Origin of the sequence: Actinacidiphila sp. bgisy167, assembly GCF_965342175.1 — a bacterium.
Classification (GTDB): Bacteria; Actinomycetota; Actinomycetes; order Streptomycetales; family Streptomycetaceae; genus Actinacidiphila.
In genome coordinates this window covers 35,088-44,748 of sequence record NZ_CBDRBL010000057.1, presented here as the reverse complement: position 1 = coordinate 44,748, position 9,661 = coordinate 35,088, and the positions used below count along the sequence as shown (strand labels likewise).

Genomic DNA, 9,661 nt, shown 5'->3' with positions numbered 1-9,661 from the left:
CACCCGGATCGGCCGACCTACGCGGGTCGACGCCGGGCACGGCGCTTTCGCCGCGTCGCCGGTTTCCCGGCGCGCGGACGGCGGAGAACTCGCGGGTTCGGTGCTCTCCGTGCTGCCTGGCATCGCACGCTGGACAGGGCCGCGCGCCGACTGGCCGCTGGTCGGTGCGGGCCACGCGAGGCTCCCCGGCGGTCGAGCGAGATGCCCGACGTCTCAACTCTTCCGCCGGGGAGCCGCAGTGATCACCTCTGCTGCCGAGTTGGACCTGCACACGCTGCTTGAAGGGAGTGACGAGGCCGATCGTCACCTGAGAGGGTGATCGCCGCTGCAGGTCCGGCCCCCGCCACGGACCTGGTCGCGCTGGTGCGCCCCACCTCGTGCGTCCGCCTCGGCAGTCTCGCTCTGGCCGACCGGGCCCAGCCCGGCGCCGACGGCAGCCTCGCCGCACCCAACGGACGCCCGCCCCGCAGGAACCCGGCACCTGGCAAAGATCGCCGGTCTAGCGCGGCGCCCAGTGCGCGGTGAAGGCCGACGCGTCCCACGTGCCGCCGATCCGGGGGGAGAGCCAGCCGGGCGCCGCCTCGCGGAAGGCGTCGGGGGCGAGGGCGGCGGCACCGGCGGGCAGGGCGCCCAGCAGCGGGGCGCCGGTGACCTCCGGCAGGTCGGAGAGGTTGCAGCGGGCGGCCAGGTCCGCGTCCTGCGGCCAGCTCCCGATGACGAAGCCCGCGCACTGCAGCTTGCGCGCCGTGAGCACCTGCGCCGTCAGCGCGGCGCCGTTCAGCGTGCCGAGCCCCGCCGGGGCCACCACGAGCACCGGGGCTCCCAGCATCCGTGCGGCGTCCGCCAGCGTCGAGCCCGCGTCGTCGAGACGGACGAGCAGACCGCCCGCCCCCTCGACGAGCACGATGTCGTGCACGGCCGCCAGCTTCGCAGCCGCCTCGGCGACATCCGTCGGCCCCACCGCGGGGATCCCGGAGCGCCGTGCGGCCGTGGCCGGGGCCAGCGGCTCGGGGTACCGGGCCAGTTCGACACTCGTGACCTCGGGCCCGGCGAGCCGGGTGACCTCGGCGGCGTCGCCCGGTTCGCCGGGCCCGACCCCGGTCTGCGCGGGCTTGAGGTAGGCCACGCTGTACTGGCCGGACAGCGCGGTGGCCGCGATCGCCGCCGTGGTCACCGTCTTGCCGATCTCCGTGCCCGTACCGGTCACGAACAACACCGTCATGCCGCCTCCGCCGCCGCGCGCACCGCCGCGCAGATGCGCGCGACGTCCTCGTCCCCCGTGACGTACGGGGGCATCGTGTAGATCAGGTCCCTGAACGGCCGCAACCATACGCCCTTGCGGACGGCGGCCCTCGTCGCGGCGGCCAGGTCGACCTCGTGGTCGAGCTGGACGACGCCGATCGCGCCCAGCACCCGCACGTCACGCACCCCGGGGAGCCCGGCGGCGGGCGCCAGCCCCTCGCGCAGCCCGGCCTCGATCCGCTTGACCTCCTGCGCCCAGTCCTGGCCCAGCAGCAGGTCGAGGGAGGCGCAGGCGACGGCGGCGGCCAGCGGGTTGCCCATGAAGGTCGGGCCGTGGGCGAGCACCGGCACCTCTCCCCGGGAGATCCCCTCGGCGACCCGCGCGGTGCACAAGGTGGCGGCCATCGTGAGGTAGCCGCCGGTCAGTGCCTTGCCGACGCACATCACGTCCGGGCTGACCCCGGCCTGGCCGGCGGCGAACAGCGTCCCGGTGCGTCCGAACCCGGTGGCGATCTCGTCGAAGACCAGCAGCACGTCGTGCTCGTCGCACGCCTCGCGCAACACGCGCAGATAGGCGGGGGAGTGGAAGGCCATGCCGCCCGCGCCCTGCACGACGGGCTCCACCACGACCGCCGCGAGCTCGTGCGCGTGACGCGCGATCATCTCCCGCAGGTGGCCGGCGTACGCCTCCTCGTACGCGGCCGGCGGCGCGTCCGCGAAGACCTGCCGGGGCAGGACGCCGGACCACAGCCCGTGCATGCCGCCCTCGGGGTCGCAGACGGACATCGGCTGCCACGTGTCGCCGTGGTAGCCGCCGCGCCACGTCATCAGCCGCTGCTTCTCCGGCCGTCCGAGCGAACGCCAGTACTGCAGGCACATCTTGAAAGCGACCTCGACCGACACCGAGCCGGAGTCGGCGAGGAAGACGTGCCGCAGCGGCTCGGGGGTGATCTCGACCAGGCGGGCCGCGAGCCGCACGGCCGGCTCGTGGGTGAGCCCGCCGAACATCACATGGCTCATCCGGTCCAACTGGCCGCGAGCCGCCTCGTTGAGCACCGGGTGGTTGTAGCCGTGGATGGCCGACCACCAGGACGACATGCCGTCGACGAGGTCGGTCACACCCTCGAAGGGCTCGGCGAGCCGCAGTCGGACCCCGGCCGCGGACTCCACGACGAGCGGTTCCTGACGGCCCGGCATGGGCCCGTACGGGTGCCAGACGTGCTCCCGGTCCAGAGCCAGCAGCTCGCCGGGGGTGAGCGGCTCAGGCATTGGGCGGCAGATCCGTGCCGGCGCCGCGGCGGCGCACGGCCACCAGGTCGGTTCGGGCGGCACCGGCGGGCGCCGGCTGCCCGGCGTCCGCGGGATCGTCCGTGGCGGCGCCCGCCCGCGTGCGGCCGCCGCAGGGACCGCAGCCGCCGGCCTCCTCCCGGCCCTCGCCGTGCGAGCCGCAGCCCGCGCCGGCGTGGCCGCCGCACGCCCCCGCCGCGGCCGCCGCCGCGTCCATCCGGTGGACGGGCAGAGTCGTCTCGCCGGCGCCCTCCACCTCGAAGCCGGCGTCCGCGATCATGTCGAGGTCGGCCTTGCCCGCCTGGCCCTCACTGGTGAGGTAGTCGCCCAGGAAGATGGAGTTCGCCAGGTGCAGCGCGAGCGGCTGCATGCTCCTCAGATGCACCTCGCGGCCGCCCGCGATGCGGACCTCCACGTCGGGACAGACGAACCGCACCATCGACAGGATCCTCAGGCACCGCTGCGGGGTGAGGTTCCACTCGTTCGCCAGCGGGGTGCCCTCGAAGGGGATGAGGAAGTTCACCGGGACGGAGTCCGGGTCCAGCTCGCGGAGCGCGAAGACCACGTCGACCAGGTCCTCGTCGCTCTCGCCCATGCCCGCGATGAGTCCGGAGCAGGCCGACAGGCCGGCCGCCTGGGCCTGCTGCACCGTGTCGACCCGGTCCGCGTAGGTGTGGGTGGTGGTGATGTCCCCGTAGACGGCCTCGGAGGTGTTGAGGTTGTGGTTGTACGCGTCGGCGCCCGCGCCGCGCAGCCGCTCGGCCTGCCCGGCGGAGAGCAGGCCGAGGCACGCGCAGACCTCGACGTCCTCGTGCCGCTCCTTGATGGCCTCGATGGTCGCGGAGACCCGGTCCACGTCGCGGTCGGTCGGGCCGCGCCCGCTCGCCACCAGGCAGACCCGCTTGGCGCCGCCGGCGACCCCCGCCGTGGCCGCGGCCGCCGCCTCGTCCGGCTTCAGCCAGGTGTACTTGAGGATCCCGGCCTCCGAGCCGAGCCGCTGCGAGCAGTAGGAGCAGTCCTCAGGACACAGTCCCGACTTGAGGTTGACCAGGTAGTTCAGCTTCACCCGGCGGCCGAACCACGCGCGGCGCACCTTGCCGGCCGCCGCCACCACGTCGAGCAGTTCGTCGTCGGAGGTCGCCAGTACGGCCAGCGCCTCCTCGCGGGTGGGCAGCTCGCGGCGCAGACCCTTGTCCACCAGAGCATTCAGCAGATCCATGTCGCGATCCTGGCGTACCGCGCGTGCCCGGGCCAATGGGGCATGCCACAAGACCGCCCGCCCAGGTGTGTACGTCACCGCACCGTACGAGCCGGTCCGGCACACTACGGTGCTGCCCGACCCTCCGCCGACCCCAGGGACGACCATGACACGCGACCCGTTCGACTGGATCGACGCGCACGCCGAACGGCGGCGCGCCGCCGGGCTCGTGCGCACCCTGCGGCCCCGGCCCGCGCGCTCGCCCCTGCTGGACCTCGCATCCAACGACTACCTGGGGCTCGCCCGCCACCCCGAGGTGACCCGGGCCGGCGCGGACGCCTGCCTGCGCTGGGGAGCCGGTGCGACCGGTTCCAGGCTGGTCACGGGCAGCACCGAGCTGCACGCCGAACTGGAGTCCGAGCTCGCCGCCTTCTGCGGCTTCGAGGCGGCGCTGGTCCTCGCCTCGGGCTACGCCGCCAACCTCGCCGCCGTCACCGCCCTCAGCACGGAGCCGGGCACGCTCATCGTGTCGGACAGCGGCAACCACGCCTCGCTCATCGACGGCTGCCGGCTCTCCCGCGCCACCACCGAGGTCGTGGCGCACGCCGATCCGCAGGCCTTCCGCAAGGCGCTCGCCGGCCACGACGGGCCCGCCGTCGCCGTCACCGACTCGGTCTTCTCGGTGGACGGCGACGCCGCCCCGCTCGGGGCGCTGGCCGGCGCCTGCGGCGACCACGGTGCCGCGCTGCTGGTGGACGACGCCCACGGACTCGGGGTGCTCGGCCCCGGGGGCCGGGGGGCGGCCGCGCAGGCGGGTCTCGCGGGCGCGCCCGCCGTCGTGTGCACCGCCACCCTCTCCAAGTCCCTGGGCAGCCAGGGCGGCGTGGTGCTCGGTCCGGCCCGCGTCATCGAGCACCTGGTCAACACCGCGCGGACGTTCATCTTCGACACGGGCCTCGCCCCGGCGGCGACGGGCGCGGCGCTGGGCGCGCTGCGCCTGCTCCGGCGCGAGCCGGAGCGTGCCGCACGGGCCCGCGCCGTCGCCCGCGAGCTGTACGAGCGGCTGGTGGAGGCCGGACTGGAGGCCGCCGTGCCGGACGCCTGCGTGGTGTCGGTGCGGGCGCCGTCGCCCGGGGCGGCGGTCGAGTGGGCCGCCGCGTGCCGCGCGGCGGGTGTGGCGGTGGGCTGCTTCCGGCCCCCGTCCGTGCCGGACGGGATCTCGCGGCTGCGGCTCACCGCGCGGGCCGACCTGACGGACCGGGAGATCGGCGACGCCGTGCGGACGGTCGTCCGCACGGCGCCGATGCCCACCTGCCCCTGACCTCAGGGACGTTCGGTCAGACCGCCCTCCGTCACGGCGGCGAGGAACTCCGCCCAGGCCGCGGGGGTGAAGAGCAGGGCGGGGCCGCGCACATCCTTGGAGTCGCGTACGGCGAGCTGTCCCGAGAGCGGCCCGCTGCCGATGAGGGCCGCCTCGACGCAGTTGTTCGCCGCTGTGCTGTGGCTGCTGCGTCGCCAGTGCACGCCGGAGAGGGACGCACTGGAGGTGACGTACTGAGGCGATGCGTCGGACATGGGGGAATGCCTCCTTACGCGCCTTTGTCGATGCCTTTGCCGATGCCGGAGATGTAGGACAACGACTGCTCGGCCGACAGGGCGTGGGAGCGCAACCGGTTGAAGGCGGCAGCGTACGCCCTGACGTCCTCGCGCTGATCCAGATAGAGACTACTCGTCAAATGGTCGATAACAACCACGTCCAGATCAGCAATGCGCGGAAATGAGAAGACGACGAAAGGCCCCGTGACGCCTATATGCCCACCGGCCGAGAAGGGCAGCACCTGCAGATGCACATGAGGCAGTGAACCCAGTTCCACAAGATGGCTCAATTGCGCCGCCATCACCCCGGGGCCCCCGACCTCCCGGCGCAGCACCGCCTCGTCCAGCACCGCCCACAGCTCCAGCGGCGGATCGGCGCGCAGCACCGCCTGGCGGGCGATGCGCACCTGCACCAGGGTCGCGATCTGCCGGGGACCGAGCTGCGGGATGACGGAGCGGGTGAGCTCGCGCGCGTAGTCCGGGGTCTGCAGCAGCCCCGGTACCACCGTCGTCTCCAAGGTGCGAGCCCGGCAGGCATCCGTCTCCAGCGAGATGAAGTCCCGGTACGCCGTGGGGAGTTCCTCCCGGAACTCGTGCCACCAGCCGCGCCGGTCGCCCTCACCCGCGAGAGCGGCGAGCATCTCGCGCAGCCGCGCGTCCCGCACCCCGTACACGTCCAGCATCGCCGCGACGTCCTCCGGGCGCACCCCGCTGCGGCCGGTCTCGATCCGGCTCACCTTGGACTGGTGCCATCCCAGGCGCTGGGCGGCCTCACCGCTCGTGAGGCGCGCCGCGTCGCGCAGTCGGCGCAGTTCCGAGCCGATCTTGCGGCGGCGTACCGCCGGCACCTGCTGCATGGTGTGTGCACCTCCCGTTGGGCGTCTCCCCCACTTCCGGAGCGAAGTCTGCCGCGCATATACGTGCTCTCGTAGCAGAGTTCACCGTTTTGGGGGACAGATATATGCATATAGCCGTGGTGAGACCCTGATGAAGGGCACGATGAATGACACTCTGGCGCGTGAGTGCCGTACGGGGCCGTGCCGTACGAAAGCGGGCACGGCGCCGTCGGCTGCCACGCGCGCGGCCACGGGTGCGGCAGGCGCCGGCGTCCTGGTCACGGCGGGAAAGGGACAGCGTCGTCATGGCAGATCACCAGGAAGCATCCGTCACCCTGCCGAGCGACCCTGCCTCGGTCCCCGCGGTACGCCGCTATGTGAGCGACCTGCTGGCGGAGTGGGGCATGCCCGAGGACTCGGATCCCGCCGACTCCGTCCGGCTCATCGTCTCCGAGCTCGCGACCAACGCGGTGCTGCACACCCTCGGCACATCGCCGACCTTCACCCTCGACGTCCGGCTCGACCGGGACGAGCAGCTGCGGATCGGAGTCACCGACAGCCACCCCCGATGGCCCCAGCGGTTGCCCGCCGCCGTGCAGCAGGACAACGGGCGCGGCATATTGATCATCCGTCACCTCACCGCGGAGGCGGGCGGCACCCTGAGCGTCACCCCCACCGCCGACGGCGGCAAGACGGTGTGGATCAGCCTGCCCTGGGCCACCGCCGCCGTCGAGTGACGCCGGGCGCACGGAGGCCGCACGGCTGTGCGGGTCGGCCTCTCAGTCGTCCCGGGTGAGCAGCAGCGCCTCGGCGCCCATCGGCACGAAGCCTGCCGCGTTGAACGCCCGCCCGCTCGCTGCGTTGCCCGGGGCGATCTGCGCCCACGCCGTCGCGCCCTCGGGCACGAGGTGACGCGCCGCCAGCGCCAGCCGGCGCCCGAGGCCCGCGCCGCGCGCCACCGGATCGACCTCCACGGCCACCTCCCAGCGGCCCGCCACGCCCCGTCCGGTCAGGACCGTGCCTCCGGGCACCGTCCAGGCCCGCACCTCGTCGCGGTGCCGCAGGGCCCTCGCGATCCGGGGATGGTCACGGTCGGTGGTCTCCCGCAGGGACAGTCCCAGGGCGGCCGGTGGCGGTCCGGGGAGAGCGGGCGCGGCGGTCAGCAGGTCCACGGTGTCCACCGTGCGGTCCAGCACCCCGCACAGCGCGGTGAGGAAGGGCGGACCGAGCGGCGCCGAAAGGTCGCCGGGGGGCAGCAGCCCGCGGACGACCTCGGGGTCGGCGTCGGCGAAGACCACGCAGTGGGCGGTGAAGGCGACCACCCCGGCGTCGCGCGGCGCGGGCTGCGGCACCACCGTCACCGAGCCGTCCGGGGGCGGGAAGACGCCCTCGGCGGCGTCGGCGAGCATGCGAGCGAGGGTCACGCGCGCACGCTACCGGCACGCCGCCGGCATGTCGACGCCGCCGAGGGCGTGGCCCGCGAGCCCCGGCTCCCGGGCCACCAGGCCGCGGTCACTTCACCCGGCCGTACCAGACGCTGCGGCTCCAGATCTTCTCCAGCCGCACCCGTCCGCCGGGCTTGGGGGAGTGCCAGATCTTCCCGTGCCCGGCGTACATCCCCACGTGGTAGACGTTGCTCCCGTAGTGGAAGAAGACCAGGTCGCCACGGGTGCGTGCGGACGACCGGATGTGCCGGACGCTGTTGTACTGGGCCGCGGCGGTACGCGGCAGCTTACGGCCCACCTTCTTGAAGGAGTAGAAGGTGAGCCCGGAGCAGTCGAAGCTGCCGGGACCGGCCGCCCCGTACCGGTACGGCGCGCCCTTCTTGGACGCCGCGATCTTCAGCGCCTTGGCGGAGACGGATGTCGCCTCCGCCTGCTGGGAGGCATCCGGCAGTACCGCGGGACCGGCCACGGCGGCGGCCGTGAGGGCCGATACCGCACCCAGCCGGCCCAGGACCCCTGACATGGCTGTCGGCGCACTCATGCGCACCCCTTCGTCGTCCGCCTGCGAAGGATGACCTGTCGGGTTCGGACAGGCGAAGATGCCCGGCCGCGGCTGCGGCTTCACCCCAAGGGTCCGGCGACCTGCACCGGGCCCGCCCTGCTCGGGTCCTCCGCTCCTGCCGTGGCGTCGTCGTCGACCTGGCACCCGCGCGGCGGCAGGATTCGGCGTCCGCGCGGACCGCCCCGCCGGGATGACGGGGGCTTGTCGTCGAAGGGATCATCACTCAGCGAAGCGGTCGATTCACAGCGCAACCGGTCGAATGTGAGTATGTTCACGACTCACCTATCCGGGTGGATTCCGCGACACACGGCGACGCCTGACGCCCTAAAAGCTAACGGAACGCCAGGGCCGAGACGTCAGATCGCCTGCCCGGAGGGCTTCGCGCGCAACTCGGGGCTGCCCGGCCGCACGCGGCGGATACAACGATCGGGCGAGTCCATTCGGTTCGAGTTCGCGTCCCCCGAACGGACCAGCCGGATCGTCAACGCGTGACGTTCCGTCAACGGGGCGGGGGTGAGGGCAAGGTGACCTGGCCCGTCCGCCGTTCGCCGTCCAGCACCCGTAGCGCCCGCTCCATCGTCGCGGTGTGCACCTCGCTCTCCCCGCGCGTGTGCATCAGCGCCAGCGCGTCACGCAGCTCCGCGGCCCGCACCACCAGGGCCTGCGCGGCGCGCAGCGCCCCGTAGGTGTCCCGGCAACGGGAGGGGTTGGTCCGGCCGAGCAGATCCACCACCTCCAGATAGGCGTCGACCAGCCCGCCCTCGGCCCGTGTCAGGGCCGGAAGCGGGGGCAGTTCGGGCACCACCGCGATCACCGCAGGGCGCGCGGGGCGCGGCCGGCGCCGTCCTTGCGGCTCAGCGTCAGCCGGTCGACCAGGCCGTAGGCCAGGGCCGACGGGGCGTCAAGAATGGTGTCCCGGTCGATGTCGGCCCGGATCCGCTCCGGTTCCCGCCCCGTGTGACGTACCAGCAGCTCCTCCAACTGATCACGGCGACGGAGCAGTTCCCGGGCCTGGATCTCCAGGTCGGACGTGGTGCCCTGGACCGCCTCCGCGAACGACGGCTGGTGGATCAGGACCCGTGAGCCGGGGGTCGCCAGCCGCTTGCCGGGCGCGCCGGCGGCGAGCAGGACGGCCGCCGCTGAGGCGGCCTGGCCCACGCACACCGTCGACACGTCGCAGCTGACGAACTGCATGGTGTCGTAGATCGCGGTCATCGCGGTGAAGGACCCGCCGGGGGAGTTGATGTAGAGCGAGATGTCCTGCTCCGGGGCGGCGGCCTCGAGATGGATGAGCTGTGCCATCACGTCGTTGGCCGAGGTGTCGTCGATGGGCGTCCCGAGCAGGACGATCCGCTCCTGGAGCAGCTTGGAGTACGGGTCCATCGAGCGGACGCCCTCACTGGTGCGCTCGGTGAACTCGGGGAGGACGTAGCGGGCGGTCGGTCGAAGCATCGCGTACCTCCGTGGGCACCCGGGCAGGGGTGATCCATAGCTG

At 73.3% G+C, this 9,661-nt stretch carries 11 protein-coding genes and 1 riboswitch; of the genes, 2 read left to right on the top strand and 9 right to left on the bottom strand.

Annotated features, from left to right (window positions below; translation table 11 throughout):
• Positions 1-499: 499 nt before the first annotated feature.
• From bioD to bioB, 3 genes are read right to left on the bottom strand one after another with little or no spacing between them, the layout of a single operon-like run.
• Entirely contained in the window at positions 500-1,222 is a 723-nt protein-coding gene (gene bioD, locus ACRWND_RS21045) for a dethiobiotin synthase (RefSeq protein ID WP_431951646.1), read from the bottom strand.
• Positions 1,219-2,511, bottom strand: a complete 1,293-nt coding sequence (locus tag ACRWND_RS21040; RefSeq protein ID WP_431951644.1) for an adenosylmethionine--8-amino-7-oxononanoate transaminase — start codon at positions 2,509-2,511, stop codon at positions 1,219-1,221. Before ACRWND_RS21040 ends, bioD begins: the two co-directional genes overlap by 4 nt.
• Positions 2,504-3,748, bottom strand: coding sequence for a biotin synthase BioB (gene bioB, locus ACRWND_RS21035; protein WP_431951642.1), 1,245 nt, complete (start codon positions 3,746-3,748; stop codon positions 2,504-2,506). The genes ACRWND_RS21040 and bioB overlap by 8 nt, the downstream gene beginning before the upstream one ends.
• A gap of 145 nt (positions 3,749-3,893) precedes the next feature.
• On the opposite strand from bioB, the gene ACRWND_RS21030 reads away from it, so the two are divergent.
• Positions 3,894-5,048, top strand: coding sequence for an 8-amino-7-oxononanoate synthase (locus ACRWND_RS21030; RefSeq protein WP_431951640.1), 1,155 nt, complete (start codon positions 3,894-3,896; stop codon positions 5,046-5,048).
• 2 nt (positions 5,049-5,050) lie between these two features.
• Here the strand turns inward: ACRWND_RS21030 and ACRWND_RS21025 are convergent, their stop codons facing one another.
• Together ACRWND_RS21025 and ACRWND_RS21020 are read right to left on the bottom strand one after the other, a co-directional pair.
• Positions 5,051-5,302, bottom strand: coding sequence for a DUF397 domain-containing protein (locus ACRWND_RS21025; protein WP_431951638.1), 252 nt, complete (start codon positions 5,300-5,302; stop codon positions 5,051-5,053).
• 14 nt (positions 5,303-5,316) lie between these two features.
• Entirely contained in the window at positions 5,317-6,180 is an 864-nt protein-coding gene (locus ACRWND_RS21020; protein WP_431951637.1) for a helix-turn-helix domain-containing protein, read from the bottom strand.
• A 284-nt stretch (positions 6,181-6,464) separates the two neighbouring features.
• Between ACRWND_RS21020 and ACRWND_RS21015 the strand changes: the two genes are divergently transcribed.
• Positions 6,465-6,896 (top strand): ATP-binding protein, encoded by a 432-nt coding sequence (locus tag ACRWND_RS21015; protein ID WP_431951635.1) that lies wholly within the window; start codon positions 6,465-6,467, stop codon positions 6,894-6,896.
• A gap of 42 nt (positions 6,897-6,938) precedes the next feature.
• On the opposite strand, the gene ACRWND_RS21010 is transcribed toward ACRWND_RS21015, so the two are convergent.
• The 4 genes from ACRWND_RS21010 to ACRWND_RS20995 all read right to left on the bottom strand — a co-directional run bounded on the left by ACRWND_RS21010 (position 6,939) and on the right by ACRWND_RS20995 (position 9,618).
• A complete protein-coding gene (locus tag ACRWND_RS21010; protein WP_431951648.1) occupies positions 6,939-7,568 on the bottom strand; it encodes a GNAT family N-acetyltransferase in 630 nt (209 codons plus the stop codon).
• Positions 7,569-7,671: 103 nt separating this feature from the next.
• A complete protein-coding gene (locus ACRWND_RS21005; protein WP_431951633.1) occupies positions 7,672-8,145 on the bottom strand; it encodes a C40 family peptidase in 474 nt (157 codons plus the stop codon).
• Positions 8,146-8,148: 3 nt separating this feature from the next.
• Positions 8,149-8,302, bottom strand: a riboswitch (cyclic di-AMP (ydaO/yuaA leader).
• A gap of 363 nt (positions 8,303-8,665) precedes the next feature.
• A complete protein-coding gene (locus ACRWND_RS21000) occupies positions 8,666-8,971 on the bottom strand; it encodes a hypothetical protein (RefSeq protein ID WP_431951631.1) in 306 nt (101 codons plus the stop codon).
• Positions 8,972-8,976: 5 nt separating this feature from the next.
• Positions 8,977-9,618: an ATP-dependent Clp protease proteolytic subunit gene (locus tag ACRWND_RS20995; protein WP_431951629.1), complete on the bottom strand. Its 642-nt coding sequence runs from the start codon at positions 9,616-9,618 to the stop codon at positions 8,977-8,979.
• Positions 9,619-9,661 lie beyond the last annotated feature (43 nt).

What these genes read in the sequence shown, in the direction of transcription:
- bioD (WP_431951646.1), bottom strand. Translation starts at nt 1,222, where the DNA reads ATGACGGTGTTGTTCGTGACCGGTACGGGCACGGAGATCGGCAAGACG.
- ACRWND_RS21040 (WP_431951644.1), bottom strand. Translation starts at nt 2,511, where the DNA reads ATGCCTGAGCCGCTCACCCCCGGCGAGCTGCTGGCTCTGGACCGGGAG.
- bioB (WP_431951642.1), bottom strand. Translation starts at nt 3,748, where the DNA reads ATGGATCTGCTGAATGCTCTGGTGGACAAGGGTCTGCGCCGCGAGCTG.
- ACRWND_RS21030 (WP_431951640.1), top strand. Translation starts at nt 3,894, where the DNA reads ATGACACGCGACCCGTTCGACTGGATCGACGCGCACGCCGAACGGCGG.
- ACRWND_RS21025 (WP_431951638.1), bottom strand. Translation starts at nt 5,302, where the DNA reads ATGTCCGACGCATCGCCTCAGTACGTCACCTCCAGTGCGTCCCTCTCC.
- ACRWND_RS21020 (WP_431951637.1), bottom strand. Translation starts at nt 6,180, where the DNA reads ATGCAGCAGGTGCCGGCGGTACGCCGCCGCAAGATCGGCTCGGAACTG.
- ACRWND_RS21015 (WP_431951635.1), top strand. Translation starts at nt 6,465, where the DNA reads ATGGCAGATCACCAGGAAGCATCCGTCACCCTGCCGAGCGACCCTGCC.
- ACRWND_RS21010 (WP_431951648.1), bottom strand. Translation starts at nt 7,568, where the DNA reads ATGCTCGCCGACGCCGCCGAGGGCGTCTTCCCGCCCCCGGACGGCTCG.
- ACRWND_RS21005 (WP_431951633.1), bottom strand. Translation starts at nt 8,145, where the DNA reads ATGAGTGCGCCGACAGCCATGTCAGGGGTCCTGGGCCGGCTGGGTGCG.
- ACRWND_RS20995 (WP_431951629.1), bottom strand. Translation starts at nt 9,618, where the DNA reads ATGCTTCGACCGACCGCCCGCTACGTCCTCCCCGAGTTCACCGAGCGC.